15 protein-coding genes are annotated in these 16,724 nt (G+C 68.2%); 6 read left to right on the top strand and 9 right to left on the bottom strand.

What is annotated here, in order from left to right:
• Nucleotides 1–130: 130 nt before the first annotated feature.
• The 3 genes from madC to mdo form a co-directional block, all read right to left on the bottom strand.
• Nucleotides 131–1,669, bottom strand: a complete 1,539-nt coding sequence (gene madC, locus QM693_RS30145) for a MadC family VWA domain-containing protein (RefSeq protein ID WP_283354172.1) — start codon at nucleotides 1,667–1,669, stop codon at nucleotides 131–133.
• A gap of 2 nt (nucleotides 1,670–1,671) precedes the next feature.
• Entirely contained in the window at nucleotides 1,672–2,778 is a 1,107-nt protein-coding gene (locus QM693_RS30140) for a MadB family AAA-type ATPase (RefSeq protein ID WP_283354171.1), read from the bottom strand.
• A gap of 107 nt (nucleotides 2,779–2,885) precedes the next feature.
• Nucleotides 2,886–4,157: an NDMA-dependent methanol dehydrogenase gene (gene mdo / locus QM693_RS30135; protein ID WP_005239439.1), complete on the bottom strand. Its 1,272-nt coding sequence runs from the start codon at nucleotides 4,155–4,157 to the stop codon at nucleotides 2,886–2,888.
• Nucleotides 4,158–4,479: 322 nt separating this feature from the next.
• On the opposite strand from mdo, the gene QM693_RS30130 reads away from it, so the two are divergent.
• Complete coding sequence (locus QM693_RS30130; protein ID WP_283332933.1) at nucleotides 4,480–5,535, top strand: ferredoxin--NADP reductase; 1,056 nt, start codon at nucleotides 4,480–4,482, stop codon at nucleotides 5,533–5,535.
• A 6-nt stretch (nucleotides 5,536–5,541) separates the two neighbouring features.
• On the opposite strand, the gene QM693_RS30125 is transcribed toward QM693_RS30130, so the two are convergent.
• The gene (locus QM693_RS30125; RefSeq protein ID WP_283354170.1) at nucleotides 5,542–6,138 is read right to left on the bottom strand and encodes a CHAP domain-containing protein; all 597 of its coding nucleotides are present in this window, start codon (nucleotides 6,136–6,138) and stop codon (nucleotides 5,542–5,544) included.
• Nucleotides 6,139–6,163: 25 nt separating this feature from the next.
• Nucleotides 6,164–6,892 carry a DNA alkylation repair protein gene (locus QM693_RS30120; protein WP_280783569.1) on the bottom strand — a complete coding sequence of 243 codons (729 nt, stop codon included), beginning with the start codon at nucleotides 6,890–6,892 and terminating at the stop codon, nucleotides 6,164–6,166.
• 174 nt (nucleotides 6,893–7,066) lie between these two features.
• On the opposite strand from QM693_RS30120, the gene QM693_RS30115 reads away from it, so the two are divergent.
• A complete protein-coding gene (locus tag QM693_RS30115; protein WP_025432213.1) occupies nucleotides 7,067–7,432 on the top strand; it encodes an SPW repeat domain-containing protein in 366 nt (121 codons plus the stop codon).
• Nucleotides 7,433–7,518: 86 nt separating this feature from the next.
• Nucleotides 7,519–8,172 (top strand): TetR/AcrR family transcriptional regulator, encoded by a 654-nt coding sequence (locus QM693_RS30110; RefSeq protein ID WP_283332931.1) that lies wholly within the window; start codon nucleotides 7,519–7,521, stop codon nucleotides 8,170–8,172.
• On the opposite strand, the gene QM693_RS30105 is transcribed toward QM693_RS30110, so the two are convergent.
• The 4 genes from QM693_RS30105 to QM693_RS30090 form a co-directional block, all read right to left on the bottom strand.
• Complete coding sequence (locus QM693_RS30105; protein ID WP_283332930.1) at nucleotides 8,160–8,933, bottom strand: glutamate racemase; 774 nt, start codon at nucleotides 8,931–8,933, stop codon at nucleotides 8,160–8,162. The genes QM693_RS30110 and QM693_RS30105 overlap by 13 nt on opposite strands.
• Nucleotides 8,934–8,965: 32 nt before the next feature.
• Complete coding sequence (locus QM693_RS30100; RefSeq protein ID WP_283333055.1) at nucleotides 8,966–10,195, bottom strand: NAD(P)/FAD-dependent oxidoreductase; 1,230 nt, start codon at nucleotides 10,193–10,195, stop codon at nucleotides 8,966–8,968.
• Nucleotides 10,196–10,279: 84 nt separating this feature from the next.
• Nucleotides 10,280–12,811 (bottom strand): ABC transporter permease, encoded by a 2,532-nt coding sequence (locus QM693_RS30095; protein WP_283354169.1) that lies wholly within the window; start codon nucleotides 12,809–12,811, stop codon nucleotides 10,280–10,282.
• A 4-nt stretch (nucleotides 12,812–12,815) separates the two neighbouring features.
• On the bottom strand, nucleotides 12,816–13,589 hold the full coding sequence (locus tag QM693_RS30090; protein ID WP_005239421.1) for an ABC transporter ATP-binding protein: 774 nt from the start codon (nucleotides 13,587–13,589) through the stop codon (nucleotides 12,816–12,818).
• Between the two features lie 143 nt (nucleotides 13,590–13,732).
• On the opposite strand from QM693_RS30090, the gene QM693_RS30085 reads away from it, so the two are divergent.
• The 3 genes from QM693_RS30085 (at nucleotide 13,733) to QM693_RS30075 (ending at nucleotide 16,710) form a co-directional block, all read left to right on the top strand.
• Nucleotides 13,733–14,650: a DUF3159 domain-containing protein gene (locus QM693_RS30085; RefSeq protein WP_349307527.1), complete on the top strand. Its 918-nt coding sequence runs from the start codon at nucleotides 13,733–13,735 to the stop codon at nucleotides 14,648–14,650.
• A 72-nt stretch (nucleotides 14,651–14,722) separates the two neighbouring features.
• A complete protein-coding gene (locus QM693_RS30080) occupies nucleotides 14,723–16,285 on the top strand; it encodes a long-chain-fatty-acid--CoA ligase (protein ID WP_283332927.1) in 1,563 nt (520 codons plus the stop codon).
• Nucleotides 16,282–16,710, top strand: coding sequence for a YchJ family protein (locus tag QM693_RS30075; protein WP_283332926.1), 429 nt, complete (start codon nucleotides 16,282–16,284; stop codon nucleotides 16,708–16,710). The genes QM693_RS30080 and QM693_RS30075 overlap by 4 nt, the downstream gene beginning before the upstream one ends.
• The last annotated feature ends 14 nt before the right edge of the window (nucleotides 16,711–16,724 follow it).

Raw genomic sequence — 16,724 nt, 5'->3', positions numbered from 1 at the left:
CCTCCCGACACCTGCGTGCATGTGATCCAGATTACAAGACTCTGATCTAGACCCTACGGTCCGGGACGAGCCCCCACACCCGCCGAAGGACAGGTGCGGTACCTACCCGATCGGGTAGGTAGCAGGGATCTCACCGCAACGCGTGCCCCAGTTCGGCGGCGCGGGACATCAGCTGCGCGGCGTCCCGCGCGACGACGACACGGTCGCAGATGTCCGCGTACTCCGGCATCGCGCAGGACGCCTGGTTCCAGTACCGCTCGGGTTCCGGGGTGATCCACGCCAGCCGGTGCACCTTGCGACGCAGTTCGGCGAACTCGTCGACACCCGGGGGCAAGCCGTTGCACCGCCCGTCGCCGACGACGACCACCGAGGTCCGGGAGTTCACATCGGTGCCGAACTCGGTCAGCACGCCGGCGAACACCCGGCCGTAGTCGCTGCTCGCCTCCAGGTCGATGCGCGGGTCGGCGAGCACCGACGCGAGCGCGTCGTCGTCGGTCCCGGCGAGGAGGGTGTCCGTGACGTCGACGGGCCGGTCCACGAACGCCAGGACCTGGCAGCGGCTCGCTCGACGGTGCATGGCCTGCGCCAGCCGGAGGGTGAAGGCGGTGACGGGTCGTACCGACAGCGACACGTCCGCGAGGATCAGCACCCGCGCCCGGTCCGGGCGGGGCGCCTTCACCATGAGGTGGAAGGGTATGCCCTCGGTCCGAAGGCTCGCGCGCACGGTCCGTCGCATGTCCAGCCGGCCCCGCGCGAGTTCGCGCGGCCGGGGGCGCGAAGGCCCGCGCATCCGCCGAAGCACCTCGTAGCACGCCTGATTCACTTCGGCGCGGGTCGTGGCCGCCACCGTGCCGCTCGTGGTCTTCGGTCCTTTTTCGGGTCCGGCGGTCAGGTCCCGGGCGTCCGCCAGCGCGCCGACGAAGGCCTCGACCGCCTCCGCCAGCCGGTTCAACTGGGCCGCGGTGAGTGGTTCGGCCCCATCGGAATCGGCGTAGACCGTGCTCGGGTCGTAGGCGTCGAGCCACGCGAGGATCGATTCCGGGTCGTCCCAGGACAACGATCCGACGACGGCACCGCTCGTCGACGACGCCAGGTCACCGACGGCGGTGCTCGCCGCCCGCTCGACCTCCACCGTGTAGGTGACACCGCGTCGTCCGGATTCGGCTTCCGAATCGACGGACAGATCCGCGTCGCTCGACGTCATGCTGACATCGTCGTCGTCCTTGTGGGGGTTGAAACCCTTCTGCGCCTCGGGGGTGTCGAAGTGGTCGCCCACTTCGGCGGCACGCTCGTTGTATTCGGCGTACCGCGCCGTCTCCGCGTTGTCCGCGACCTCCAGCGCGGTGGGCAGGCCCTCCGCGAACTCGGTCCGGGACGGTGCACGCGCGTCGTCGGGTGCCGCGACGGCGACCGATGCGAAGAACACGTCGAAGGCGCGGTCGAAACCCGCCTGCTCGTACGTGTACTTCGCGCACACCGCACGCAGCGACGCCCTCAGCGTGGGCAGGTCGCGGCCGCCGATCAAGCCGAACACCCGGCGGACCTCGATGACCTCGGCCGGGGACGCGGCGACGCCGTAGCGGCGCAACATCTTTCCGAAGGTCGCCGCGAGCACGTCGAGGAGTTGCGCGGGAAGGGACGGGGAGGGGTCGGGCTGCCGGCGGAGCATCGTCAGCGCCTGCCCTGCCGACCCGCGCCGATGCCGCCGCGGTCGCGACCGCCGTGCCCGCGGAACACCGCGGTGGTGGTGTTGGCCGGCCGCGATGCGACCGTCACCCGCTCCACAGGCCCGGCCGGAGCGGTTCCGCCGTCGTCCGCCGGGAACGGCTGTTCGCCGGAGAGCCGGGTGCGGACCAGTTCGACGTCGCTGGTGTATTTGAGCAGGGCGGTGAGCAGGATGTCGCGGACCGCGGCCTGCGAACTCACGGCCACCCCCGTCGATTTCAGGACCACCGCCGCACGGGCCGCGTCGATGACCTCCGCGATGGACGGACTCTTGCGGAGCGGCAACTGCCGCAACGTGCGAGCCAGATCCACCACGTCCGCCGCGACGGCCTCCTCGACCTCGGGGGCCTTGGCCGTCACGATGTCGCGCTCACGCTGCGGTGTCGGGTAGCCGAGGTGGTAGTGCAGGCACCGACGCTTGAGTGCGGGTGACAGTTCGCGAGTGTCGTTGGACGTCAAGATCACCCACGGCGCCGACCGCGCGGTGAACGTCCCCACTTCGGGGATGGTGACCTGCCCCTCCGCGAGAACTTCGAGGAGCAACGCCTCCATCGACTCCTCGGTGCGGTCCACCTCGTCGACGAGCAGCACCACCGGTTCCGGCGACAGGATCGCCTCGAGCAGCGGACGGACCGACAGGAACTTCTCGGAGTACAACCCGAAATCCTGCGCAGCCAGGAACTGCGACGCCTCGGCGACGTCGTCGAACGCGGCCATCTTCTCGCCGATGCGGTCGCGCAACATCTGCACGTGCAGAAGCTGTTTCGCGTAGTCCCACTCGTACAGGGCCCGGTTGTCGTCGAGACCTTCGTAGCACTGCAGCCGAACGAGCTTCCGCCCCGAGGCCTCGGCCAGCGACTTCGCCAGCTCCGTCTTGCCGACACCGGCAGGCCCCTCCAGCAACAGCGGACGTTCGAGGGCGGTCGCCAGGTGGACGACCACCGCGAACTCGTCGTCGGCGATGTAGTCGACCTCGCGCAACGCTTCCTTCAGTTCCGCGCCGTCGGCGAAGCGGATGTCCACCGGTTCGGGGGCTGTGTGCGGTGCAGTCATGATCGGGGCGTCCGTCCTTCGTCAGCGGTGTGGTGGTGGGAACGCATCCGGAGCGGGGCCGGGCTGGGGTGTGGCTCCCGCCCCGGACGCGAGTTTCGGTGGGTCGGTCAGTACGCGCTGTTGATCGCGTGATCGACCACGGGGAGCATCGACTCGACCGTCACCTCGCGCGGGTTGCCCGGTGTGCACCAGTCGCCCTGGATGTGCTCGGAGATGGCCCGCACGGTCTTCTCGTCGCCCCGGATGGTGTCACCGCGACCCTCGTACTTCTTGGTGTTCATCTGGTTCTTGTCGTACGAGTCGGTGCGCACCTGACCGAAGTTGTCCGGAATGCCGACGTCCTTCGCCAGGCGGATGGCCGCCTCGACCGCCGCGTCCGCGGCCTGCACCGTGGTGAGGTTGCGGGTGTCGACCCCCAGCGCTCCGGCCAGCTGGGCGTAGCGCTCGTACCGCGACGGCAGGTTGTACTCCCAGACGCGGGGCAGGGCGATGGCGTTGTTCAGGCCGTGGTGGCTGTCGAAGAATGCGCTGACCGCGTGCGAGATGGAGTGCACGATGCCGAGGCCACCGGAGTTGAATGCCTGGCCGGCGATGTACTGCGCGTTCATCATTCCCTCGCGGGCCTTCAGGTTGCGCGGCTCGAACACGGCCTCCCGCAGGTTCTTCGCGACCAGTTCCACCGAGTACAGCGCGTTGCCGAGCGACGGCGCGAAGTCGAGACGCGACACGTACGGCTCACTGCCGTGCGCGAGGACGTCGAATCCGCAGTACGCCGTGAAGTGCTGGGGGCAGGTGTAGTACAGCAGCGGGTCGTCGATGGCGAGGGTCACGATGGTCGCCTCGTCGAATCCCACCCACTTGTGCGGGTTGTTCATGTCCGACGTGTCGGTGATGACGTACGCCCACGACGTCTCCGAACCCGTACCGGCCGTGGTGGATACGGCGATGTGGGGCGGGTTCTCCTTGTTGGTGGACTTCGCGAATCCCTCGAACTCGTTGATGTTGCGGCCGTCGTGCGCGACCACCACACGGGCGCCCTTGGCTGCGTCGTGGCTCGAGCCGCCGCCGACGGAGATGATCGAGTCGCACTTCTCCTTCTGGTAGAGCGCGGCTGCCTCCATGACGTTGTAGTCCTTGGGGTTGGACTCGACCTTGTCGTAGAGCACGACCTCGACGCCCTGGTACTCGATCTTGCCGACCAGTTCCTCGATGATGCCCGAGCCGCGCAGGCCCGTGGTCATGAGCAGGGTCCGCTTGAATCCGAGGTTCTTCGCCTCGACGCCGATGATGTCGTGGGCGCCCACTCCCATCAGTGCCCGCGGGAACGGGTGGAATTCCTTGATGGGGAAGTCCCAGATCTGGTTGAGCTCGATGGCCATGGCCGTCTCCTCGATTAGTCGATGTCGGATCTGAAGCGTTGTGGAAGGGGACGCAATTGATGTGATCGGCGTCTCACCTGGAACCCACTGTGACCTAGTTCGGGCCCCGGTTACAGGCCTGCGGGGCCGAACCGTCCGACCGCGGCGCACAAACTGCCCGAACGGGCAGGTACGGCCGGGCCGAGCCGGAGGGGGCGGCACTCGATAGGCTGTCCCCTTCATGCGGAGTCCACCCGCTAGGCAAAAACTAGAACCTGTTCTATATTTGGAGCAGGCAAGCGAGCGTTCCGGCGCTGCGGAGTACGGAAGGACTGCACACACGATGACGACTGTCGAGGTGCCGCACAGCTCACGATCGGTGGTGCTCACCGTGTCGGGCGTGGTCGAGGAAACCCCCGACTCCCTGTCACTGGTCTTCGACGTTCCGGCAGACCTCGCCGACAAGTTCGCCTACAAGCCGGGCCAGTTCCTCACCCTGCGCATCCCCAGCGACCGCACGGGATCGGTCGCCCGGTGCTACTCGCTGGCCAGCTCACCGTTCACCGACGACGCCCCCAAGGTGACCGTCAAGCGGACCGCCGAGGGCTACGGGTCCAACTGGCTCTGCGACAACGTCGCCGTCGGCGACACCCTCGAGGTCCTCCCCCCGTCGGGTGTGTTCACCCCCAAGTCACTGGACCACGACTTCCTGCTGTTCGCGGCAGGCAGCGGCATCACCCCGGTGATCTCGATCCTCAAGTCCGCGCTCACCGAGGGTTCCGGCAAGGTCGTTCTCTTCTACGCCAACCGCGACGAGAAGTCGGTCATCTTCGCCGAGGAACTCCGCACACTCGCGAGCCGGTACCCGTCACGGCTCGTGTCCATCCACTGGCTGGAGACGGTCCAGGGACTGCCGAGCGTCGATCAGCTCGCCTCCGCCGTCGCGCCCTACCTCGGGCACGAAGCGTTCATGTGCGGACCGGCGCCGTTCATGGACACCATCCACAAGGCCCTCGCCGACGCCGGGATGCCGCGCAGCCAGGTGCACGCCGAAGTGTTCAACTCGCTGGCCGGCGACCCGTTCCGTGACGCCGACGTCGTGGAGGTCACCGAGGACGAGGCCGCCGACGCCGCCACCGTGGAAGTCGAGCTCGACGGCGAGATCCACAACCTCAGCTGGCCCCGCAAACAGACCCTCGTCGACATCATGCTGGCCAAGGGAATCGACGTCCCCTACTCCTGCCAGGAGGGCGAGTGCGGGTCCTGTGCGTGCACCGTGCTCGAAGGCAAGGTCGAGATGGAGAACAGCGAAATCCTCGACCCCGAGGACATCGAGAGCGGTTACATCCTGGGCTGCCAGGCCCGTCCGGTCACCGATCACCTCAAGATCGAATTCTGACTCCGCTCACCCGAGCCGGCCGAAGCCGACGACGGCGGAGTCGCTCGTCCAGTCCACTGTGTGGACGCGGATACGGCCGAACTCGTTGCCGCCGACCGTCGTAGCGGTGTCCCCGTCGACGGCGACGACGACGTTGGTGTGCTGGCCGACCCAGCTGCTGTTGTCGTAGAGCACCACGTCCCCGACGGTCGGGCGATATCCGCCACCGACCTCCTCGAACCGCGACTGCGATTCGTAGTACTCCTGCAACGTGTAGACCCCGGGAATCCGCCAGTGCCCGGAATTCGGATTCGACAGTGGCCGGCCGGCTTCCCGCATGATCCAGCTGACGAAGTCCGCGCACCAGGGCTCTTCGACCCCTTCGGAGTAGAACGTGCCCGGCCGCTGCCTGTCGTGTTCGGCCTCGAGCAACCCGACGATCCGTGCCTGCTGCGGCGACAACGCGGTCGTGTCGACGGCCGGGAATTCCGCGGTGTCCCAGGGCAGGTAGCGGTCCGGCGCCAGCCACAACACGCCTCCCGCGACGACGACCATCGCAGCGACGACGGCGCCGAGAATCACCCCGGCACGTCGGCGGCGGCGAGTGGGCGCGGGAGCAGTCATGCCACCGAATGTAGCGGGTATCCCGTCACCGCATCGCGCGGTAGCCCGCGCGCTCCTCGGCGGTCAGATGCTCGCACGCGTACGTCAGCGCGGTGCGGCCCATCGCCGCGGCGTGTCGGTCGAGGAAACCGGTGAGCAGGTCGCGGTCGACCCGCTTACCGACCTCGCGCAGCATCCAGCCCGTCGCCTTCTGCGTGAGGTCGCGGCGATCACCGAGAACACGCTCTGCGACCTCCAGCGTCGTGGAGGCGTCACCCCGGCGGATGAAACCGAACGTACTGAGCAGCGCCACGCGGCGCCGCCAGAGGTCGTCGTCCGCGGCCAGCGCGAACACCGGGTCCCGCGGCCGGTCGTACAGCCACGCGCCCAGGATCCGGTCGGCGGACGAATCCACCAGATCCCAGTTGTTCACCCGCCCCCGCAGCACCAGGTCGAGGTAGAAGGACGCGATCTTCTCGCGCAGGGCGTCGTCGCCTGCCTTCGCCGCCCGGTCGAACTGCGTCGCGAGCACCAGCAGCCCCGCCAGTCGATGCTCGTGCACCGGACTGTCGAGGAGCACCGTCACCTCCGGAAGGTCCAGATCGGCGTGAGCACGAACCACGCTGCGCGTCCCGGGAACCCGCACACCGATGAAGACGTCGCCCTCCCCGTATTCCCCCGGACCGGTCTTGAAGAACCGTGCCAGATTGACGGCGTCGGCCTCGTCCGACAACTCGTCGAGTGCGCGCTTCACGTCGTCCGCGGTGGAAGTCACGAAGGCACTGTCCCACAGGTGACCGACAGTCGCCGCGACAGTGGGGGCGAAGATCACGAAACATACTCTGACCTGCGGTTTGCGTTATCCGACTGCAATGATCCAGGTATTGATCGGTCGGTCAATCAGGCGTGTACTCGAGGTGGACACAATCCATTTTCGAGGAGGCTGGACATGAGATCGTGGAGTCGTATGCAAGATGTGGTGGCGATCGTGATCGGAGCCTTCGCGGCGCTCTCGCCGTTGTGGCTCGACACCAACAACGCCGCGATGTGGTCACTCATCGTGCTCGGTGTACTCGTGGCCCTCTCCGGTCTCGTCCATATGAGCCGCCCGGAGATGACTGTGGCCGAGTACGCGATGGCCGTCTTCGGAGTGCTGTTGTTCCTCTCCCCGTGGGTGATGAACTTCGACGCATTCACGGGCGCGTCGTGGACCGCATGGGTCGTCGGTGTCCTGGCAGTCGTCGTGGCTGTCACCGGGTTGCCGATGATGAGTTCCCGGATGCACGGACACGGAGGGCTGGCGACACATCACTGATCCGTCGACCACAGCACCGAGAACATCGATTGGGGCGGGGCACAGGCTTACGGCCTGTGCCCCGCCGTTCACGTCCGGAAAGGCCCATGCCAACACCCCATCTCGGTAAGCCCGGTGGCCCCCAACCGCGGAAAGGCCGGCGGCGGCGCAGCGCGAAGATCGACGGCGACGCCCGGGAACTGATTCTCGACGCTGCCGAATCCCTCATCGCCGTACACGGATTCGATGCCACGTCCACCGCATCGATCGCCGCTGCCGCGCACGTCCCGAAAGGACTGGTGTTCTACTACTTCCCCTCCAAGACCGACATCCTTCTGGCGCTGCTGTCCGAAAGGCTGCCGACCGAACCCTTCGGCGACGTGGGCCCCCTGGTGACCCCGGGTGACCCCGCCGCCAGCCTCGTCAACCTCGACAACGCGCTGAATCTGCGCGACCACCACTCATCGGTGATGCGCGTGATCATCTGGCGCGAGGCCGAGACCCACCCGGACGTCCGTGCGCACCTGCGACGGTTCCGCGACTACCTCAGCGACATCACCGAGCGTCTCCTGCAGGCCAGTTCGCCCTACCCCGTGCAACCCGGAACTCTCCGGGCCTGCGCGACGGCGTGGGTGGCCGCGATGTTCTCCGTGGCCGGCAACGACCGCCTCCACGACCTCGACGACCTGCCGCGACGGCACGGCGAGGAACTCGGCAACGTCGCACGCGTCGTGGCCGCCGGGATGGTTCAGCTCGGCTGAGAACGCCCCGCCGCCAACAGCTGACCGGCGGGGAACGCCTCGGCGCTCGCGGGCAGCCGCCCGGGCCTGCCGCTGAGGAAGACCTCGACGGTGCCCTCCCCCGCGCTCGGGCGGTTCAACGCATCGATGCGACGGAGAGTCTGCGTCGCCACCGCCTCGGCGCTGTCGAACAACCGCACCCCGGCGGGGAGCTGCGCCGCGATCTCGTCGGCCATCAACGGATAGTGGGTGCAGCCCAGCACCACCCCGCCCACATCGTCGGGTGTGCGCTCCACGGCCGAGGCGATCGCAGCGAAGGCCGCGTCCCGCTCGCCGCGGTCGATCGCCTCGGCGAGGCCGTGGCACGCGACACCCACGACGGAACTGCCGTTCCCGAACTTCGCGATCAGATCCGCCTGATACCGGCTCGCCGTCGTTGCCGCGGTCGCCCAGACGGCCACCGACTCACACGCGGCAGCCGCCGGTTTGATCGCCGGAACCGTGCCGACGACAGGAACTGCCGGTCCGACGAACTCCCGGACGTGGTCGAGCGCGGTGACGCTCGCCGTGTTGCACGGCAGCACGATCACCTCGGCTCCGCGGTCGAGGCAGCGCTGCGCGGTCGCGAGAACGCGGTCGATCACCCACTGCTCCGGCTTGGGACCCCACGGAGCCCCGTCCGGATCCAGAGCGAGGATCAGATCCAGGTCGGGTCGCAACTTGCGCAGCCACGCCGACGTCGGCAGCATGCCGAGACCCGAGTCGATGAGCGCAACAATCACCCGGAGAATCTATCGCGCCCCCGCCCGGCCGCCTACGCCGACGCGGCCTCGAGGACCTCGCCGATCGGAGTTCCCGCCGCGATCTTGCCCCGCATCTTCATGACGCCCCCCGCCATTCCACCGCCGACGACACCGGCCAGGATGCCGTCCCGCTCGTAGTAGGCGAGGAACTTGCGGCCGTCGTCCTTGATCACGTGCACCTCGTCGGTGGCCGCCACCGTGCCCAGTGCCTGGATCTTGATGTCGTACTGGTCGCTCCAGAAGTACGGCACCTGAGCGGCGGCGTTCTCGTCGCCGGTCCCGGTCAACGCCCCGGCGAGGATCTTGGCCTGCTCACCGGCATTGCTCCAGTGCTCGACGCGTTTGCGACCGCCCACCCGCAGCTGCCACGCGGCCACGTCGCCGACCGCCCACACGTGCGGGACCGCCGTGCGTCCGACGCCGTCGCACACCACACCGTTGTCCAGTTCGACGCCGGAGCCGTCGAGCCACGCGGTGACCGGCACCGAGCCGACACCGATCGCCACGACGTCGACCTCCACCTCGGTTCCGTCGCCGAGGACGGCTCCGGTGACCCGGTCGGTGCCCACCAGCGACGTGAGCCCGACACCGGCCCGCAGGTCGACCCCCTCGCCGGTGTGCAGCCGGGCGACGAGTCCGCCGATCTTCTCGCCGAGCACGGACGCGAGCGGCGTCGGCTGCGGCTCCACCAGCACCACGTCGAGACCACCGGCCCGCATGCTCGCCGCCAGCTCGCAGCCGATGAACCCCGCCCCGACGATCAGGGCGCGCTTGCCCTCGGCGAGGTCCGCGCGCAACGCCAGGCTCTCGTCGATGGATCGGAGAACGTGGACGCCCGCGAGGTCCGGGAGACCCGGTATCCGCCGCGGCACGAGGCCGGTGGCGATCACCAGTTCGTCGTAGCCGAGTTCGCTGCCGTCGGCGAGTCTCAGGATGCGGGATCCGGTGTCCACCGCGACCGCCTCGACACCCAGACGCAACTGGATGTTCTTCTCGTCGAAGAACTCACGCGGCTTGAGCGTGGTGTCGCTCGTCTCCCCGCGCATCACTTCCTTCGACAGCGGTGGACGGTCGTAGGGAAGGTGCGGTTCACCGCCGAGAAGAACCAGGTCACCCACGTATCCGGCCCGCCGGAGCTCCTCGGCGGTGCGCAGACCTGCCAGGCCCGCTCCCACGATCACAATTCTCTGCACTGTTCCCGTACCCGCCCAATCTGCCCCTGCGACGAACATGACCGCCATCACATCTCTGGCACAAGTCATATCAAACGCGCTCCGCGCCCGTGAGTACTTGTCAACCGCGGGCGGTTGACAAGTACTCACGGGTCAGAGGTCGGCGATGGCCTCGAGGGGCCGGGTGCGGGCGGCGCGGCTCGCCGGCCACAGCGCTGCGAGCACACCGACCACACCGGATCCGAGGAGCATCGCGATCACCTGTCCCCACGGCACCGTCACCTGGTCGAGACCCTGGTCCTTCAGGGTGCTCACGAAGCCCCACCCGAATGCGATGCCGAGCAGCACGCCGACGGCCGCACCGAACACCGCGATGAGCATCGACTCCAGGTAGATCGTGCGACGCATCTGCGACCGCTGCATTCCGACCGCGCGGAGCATGCCGATCTCCCGCCTGCGCTCGACCACCGACAGCGCGAGCGTGTTGATGATGCCGAGGATCGCGATCACGACGGCGAGTGCGAGGAGTCCGTAGAGGATCGCGAGAAGAGTGTCGATCTGCTGCCCCTGGGTTCCCTTGAACTGTTCCCGGTCCTGCACCTGAACCACGACGAACTGTTTGGTCGCGGATTCGAGGTCGGCGCGCAGCTGCGTCAGATCCGCACCCGGTTTCGCGTCGATGAGGACAGCCAGATCGGGAATCGTCGCGGCGGGCATCACCTGGCGGTACACGTCGTCCGAGACGAGCCAGTCGCCGACCAGCTGGTTGTCCTCGAAGACGCCTGTCACCTCGGCGTCGACGACCTTCCCGTCGGCGCTCGTCATCGGGACGGTCGTCCCCAGCGTCCAGCCCTTCTGCGCGGCCGTCGTCTGGGACACGACGAGGTGGTTGCCCGTCAGATCGGCGCCGCCCTCGACGAGCTTATAGTCGAGGACGCCCTCGAGCGGGCCGTCCAGCGACGCGCCCTGCTCCTGCTCGTCGTCGACCTTCACGGACACCGGATGCAGGGCGGCGGCACTCTGGACGTCGTCGAGGTTGCGCACGGCCCTCGCCGCGCCGCTGGGCACACCGATCTGGTTGGGTCCGGTGAGTACGTAGTCGGCGGACACCCCCGAGTCGACGAGCTGGTTGACGCTGGCCTTCGCGGACGCGCCGAACACGCCGATGACGGACACGAGCATCAGACCCAGTGTCAGCGCGAACGCGGTGGCGGCCGTGCGGCGCGGATTCCGCACGGCGTTGGTGCGTGCCAGGCGCCCGACCGGGCCGAACGGCTTGGCCAGCACCGCTCCGAGGGCCCCGACGATCGGGCGGGACAACGCCGGGGCGGCGAACAGCACGGCGAGGATCAGACCCAGCGCTCCGGCACCGACGACGGCGGCCGCGCCACCACCCGTGCCCCGCGAACCGATCACGAGTCCCACGACACCGAGGACACCGAGGACGGCACCGGCGATGGTGCGCGCGTGCAGTGAGTCACCGGTGGACGCGAATTCCTCCCGCATCGCCGCGACCGGCGGCACCTTGGACGCGCGCCGGGCGGGTGCGTACGCGCTGACGGTCGTCACGAGCACCCCGACCACGAGGGCGATGAGAATCGTGCGCGGCCCCACCTGCAGGGGACCTTCGGGCAGACCGACGTCGAACGCGTTCAGCAGTGCCCGCAGACCGTAGGCCAGGCCGACGCCGGCGGCGATCCCGATCGCGCTGCCGATCACGCCGACCACGAGGGCCTCGAAGACCACGGAACGACCCACCTGCTTGCGGCTGGCGCCGATCGCGCGGAGCAGCGCCAGTTCGCGCAGACGCTGGGCCACGATCATCGAGAACGTGTTGTAGATGATGAACGTGCCGACGAGCAGGGCGATCGCACCGAATGCGAGGAGGAAGTAGTTGATGAAGCTCAGCGCCTCGGTCACCTGCGCCTTGGTCTCCTCGCGCACCTCGTCGCCGGTCTGGACCTTCGCGTCGGGAAGGGCCGCGGCGATCTCGTCGCGCAGTTCGGTCTGGGACACGCCCGTCCCGGCGACGTCGATGTACTCGACGTGTTTGCCGTCGGTGAACAGTTCGCGGGCCTGCGAGTCGACGAACGTCGCGCCGATGAATCCACCGGTCTCGTTGCCGGTGTCGTAGATGCCGGAGACGGTGACGTCGACCATGCCGCGAGCGGGCACGAGAACCTTGGTGGTGTCGCCGACCGCCAGTTGCGCGCGTTCGGCGGCGCTGGCGTTGACGGCCATCTGGCCGACCTGAGCCGGCGGGCCGCCCTGCACGTACTCGTCGGGCTCACCGAGCGCCTGGCCCGGCGGCAGGTACGACTCGCCGATGCTCGGCGCACCACCCGTCTGGACGGCGGCGCCGTCGGAGTCGATGAGGACGATCTGCCCGCTGACGGCAGGTGCCACCGCGCGCACTCCGTCCAGCGCGGTGAGGGTGTCGAGGTCGGCGAGGGGCACTCCGCTGGAGTTGCGCTCCTCGCTCGACACCCGGACGTCGACCCCTTGCGCGGTGTTCTCGAAGATCGAGTCGAACGTCTTCTGGAGTGTGTCGGTGAAGACGAAGGAGCCGGCGACGAACGCGGTTCCGAGCACCACGGACAGCACCGTCAGCGCCAGCCGGACCTTGTGTGCCGCCAGGTTGCGCAGCGACACCTTGCGCATCGGGGCGCTGGATGTGGACGCCATGCGGTCAGACCGCCGCGTCGGACGCGAGGGCGTGAGCGGGCTCGTCGAGTCGCTTCATGGTGTCGAGGACCGAATCGGCCGTCGGGTCACGCAGTTCGTCGACGATCTTGCCGTCGGCGAGGAAGACCACCCGGTCGGCGTAGGCCGCCGCCCGGGGATCGTGCGTGACGATGACGACGGTCTGGTGGAACTCGTCCACCGCGGCCCGCAGGATCGACAGCACCTCACCAGAGGACTTGGAGTCGAGGTTGCCGGTGGGCTCGTCGCCGAAGATGATCTCCGGCTGCCCGGCCAACGCGCGCGCGCACGCGACGCGCTGCTGCTGACCACCGGACAACTCGCCCGGGCGGTGCTCGAGACGGTCCTGCAGTCCGAGCTTGGTGAGCACGTTCTCGAGCCATGCGGCGTCCGGCTTGCGGCCCGCGATGTCCAGCGGAAGGGTGATGTTCTCCAGTGCCGTCAGCGTCGGCACCAGGTTGAATGCCTGGAACACGAAGCCGATCCGGTCGCGTCGCAGCTGCGTCATCTGCTTGTCCGTCAGCGTCGTCAACTCGGTGTCGCCGATGAGGACCGAACCCGAACTGGCCGCGTCGAGACCGGCCAGGCAGTGCATCAGCGTCGACTTACCGGAACCGGACGGTCCCATGATCGCGGTGAACTCACCACGGGCGAACTCCGCGGATACCGCGCTGAGCGCGTGGACCTGGGTGTCGCCGGTGCCGTACGTCTTGGACAGCTCGACAGCACGGGCAGCGACAGCGGGGGCATGCGTGCTCATGATCGCCTTTCGTATTCCTCTTGTGGCGGTCCGGCCCCGTGGTGACGGGCCGGGACGGTGCACGCGCGGCGCACTCCTCCATCTTGTCGACACCCGCTGCGGCCCGCCATCAGGGACCACCCTGATCTTCGGTCGCCGCGGCCGTGATCTCGGACACGGAGACCCCCGCGGAAACGCCCACAACGGAAGTACCGACCTGGGAGAATTCCGGTATCGCCGGTGCGAAGGAGAGCCTCATGGCCATCGAATCCCCCAAACCTCGGGCCGGATCGCGGTTCCTCGACGCGTTCCTGCAATCACCGTTCGCCGGCCTGGCGCCGTGGATCGTGATGTCGCTGCTGTCCGGCCCCGGGCGGTTCGAGGAATCGGTCGCCACCGCACTCGGGTTGTCGATCCTGTTCCTGTTCCTCAGCCACCGCCGCGGCGGAACCCTCAAACCCCTCGAAGTGTTCGACATCCTCTACTTCGGGTGCCTCGCCGCGATCGGACTGTTCGCGTCCGACGACCTGATCACCTGGCTGGAGAAGTGGTCGGGCGAGATGTCGAGCCTGGCGCTGGTCGCGTTCGCGTTCGGCTCGCTGCTACTGCGCAATCCGTTCACCCTGCCGTACGCGAAAGAGACCACACCCGAGGAGTATTGGAACTCGCCGCTGTTCCTCAAGGTCAACCAGCTCATCACGCTGGTGTGGGGGCTGTCCTTCACGGTGTCGGCGGCGGCCGGACTGTATGGCGACCTCGTCCTCGACCAGCCGGACAATTTCTGGACGGGCTGGATCATCCCGATCGGGGCGTTGCTGTTCGCGCTGTCCTTCACCGAGTGGTATCCGGACGTGGCGAGCGCGCAGGCGCCGCGGGAGCCCGGGGAACCGGAAGAGGTGGCACCACCCCTCGTCAAACTGTTCGACTTCCTGCCGCCGTTCGTGATCGGCGTGGGGATCGCGATGCTCGTCACCGACAACGACCCCGACTGGCTGGGCATCACCCTGATCGTGGTCGGCGCCCTCGGCACCGCCGCGCTGCGACGCGCGGACGCACAGAGCCGAAGCAGTTCGGCCGCGTGAGGCAAAACGTCACTGATCGGATCACCGGCTACTAGCCTGATGTGACTGACGTCACAGACGAGAGGTGGGCGCATGTCGGACGCCGACAACGAGATCATCTTCGACCGCCTCGCGCACTGGGCGCAGGTCCGACCGGACGACGTCGCCGTGCAGTTCCAGGGCACCGAATACACGTGGTCCGGTTGGCACGACCGGATCCTGCACATCGCGGGAGCCTTGGCGGAGGGCGGAATCCGGGCCGGTGACACGGTCGCGTTCGTCGACAAGAACCATCTGTCCTGCCTCGAGGTCACCTACGCCGCGTCGCTCCTCGGCGCGGCCGCCGCGGTTCCGAACTGGCGGCTGGCCGGCGAGGAACTCGACTACGTGATCAACGATTCCGGGGCGCGGATCCTGTTCGTGGGCAACGAGTTCCTCCAACAGGTCATGGCACTGCGCGACCGGTTGACCGGCATCGAGCAGATCATCACCGTCGGCGGGGAGCACGACGAGTTCGAGCCGTGGCTGGCCGAGGCGTCGGTGCTGTCGTCGAGGCCGGAGGTGGGAGCGGATGCCACCGCGCTGATCCTGTACAGCTCGGGAACCACCGGCAGGCCGAAGGGCGTTCAGCTGACCCACCGCAATCTGATCGCCCACAGCGCCGCGGTGCTCGAGATCCTGCCCGCGCGGCACGACGACTGCCTGCTCGTCGCCATGCCGCTGTTCCACGTCGGCGGAAGTTGTTACGCGATCATGGGCGTGCACGCCGGCGCCCGGTGCCACTTCACCCGGGAGGCCGACGCCCCGTCCCTGTTCGGCGCGCTCGCTGCGGGTGCAAACATCGCGTTCCTGGTGCCGCCCGTGATCGCCGGAGTGCTCGCCGCAGGCGAGCAGGCCGTGGCCGCGTTCGGTGCGCTGCATCGCATCACGTACGGCGCGGCGCCGATGCCGCTGCCGTTGCTGCGCAGCGCGCTCGCCGCCTGGCCGGAGGCGGAGTTCGTCCAGGTCTACGGAATGACCGAGTGCGCGGGTGTCGTCACCGCTCTGCTGCCCGAGGTGCATCGCGATGCGGCACAGGAGGCGAGGATGGCGTCGGCAGGACAGCCCATTCCCGGTGTGGAGATGCGCATCGTGGACCCGGCCACCGCCGAGGACGTCGCCTCCGGCGAGACCGGGGAACTGTGGTGGCGTTCGGAACAACGCACGCCGGGCTATCTCGGCAAGCCCGAGGCGACCGCGGAGGCGATCACCGCCGACGGGTGGTTGCGCAGCGGCGACATGGGGCGGGCGGACGCCGACGGTTTCGTGTTCATCGAGGACCGGCTGAAGGACATGATCATCACCGGTGGTGAGAACGTGTACTCCCCCGAGATCGAACGGGTGCTCGTCGAACACCCGGCGGTGGCGGAGGTGGCGGTGATCGGCGTGCCCGACGACCACTGGGGTGAGACGGTCAAGGCCGTCGTCGTGCCGGTGACCGGAACCAGTATCGAACCGGACGAGCTGATCCATTACACCCGCCAGCGTCTGGCGAAGTTCAAGTGCCCGACGACGGTCGACGTCGTCGACCTGCTCCCCCGCAACCCCACCGGCAAGATCCTCAAGCGGGAACTGCGCGCGCCGTACTGGAAGGACCGCACCCACAAGCTCGTGTGACCGCCGTCCATACTGGGACGGTGACCGTTCGATGCCCCTGCCTGCTCGGTGAACCGTACGACGAGTGCTGCGGGAGGTATCACCGCGGCGAGACCACGGCGCCCACGGCCGAGCGCCTCATGCGATCGCGGTTCAGCGCGTTCGCCGTCCTGGATGCCGACTACCTCCTCGTGACGTGGCATCCGAGCACCCGGCCCGGGACCCTGGACCTCGATCCGGAGCAACGCTGGACCCGCCTCGACATCCTGGGCACGAGCGGCGGTGGACTGCTCGACACCACCGGCACCGTAGAGTTCCGCGCGCACTACGTGCTGGACGGCCGCCGCGAATCGCTGCACGAGAACAGCCGATTCGTCCGTGAGAACGGCAATTGGCTGTATCTGGACGCGATCGCGACGCCACGCCAGGGGCTTCCCCTTCTCTGATCGGCCCCGGCTTA

The organism is Rhodococcus sp. IEGM 1305, assembly GCF_030058635.1.
In the GTDB taxonomy this organism is placed as follows: domain Bacteria; phylum Actinomycetota; class Actinomycetes; order Mycobacteriales; family Mycobacteriaceae; genus Rhodococcus_F; species Rhodococcus_F opacus_D.
The sequence above is the reverse complement of the archived record's forward strand: the minus strand, read 5'-3'. Positions and strand labels throughout refer to the sequence as shown.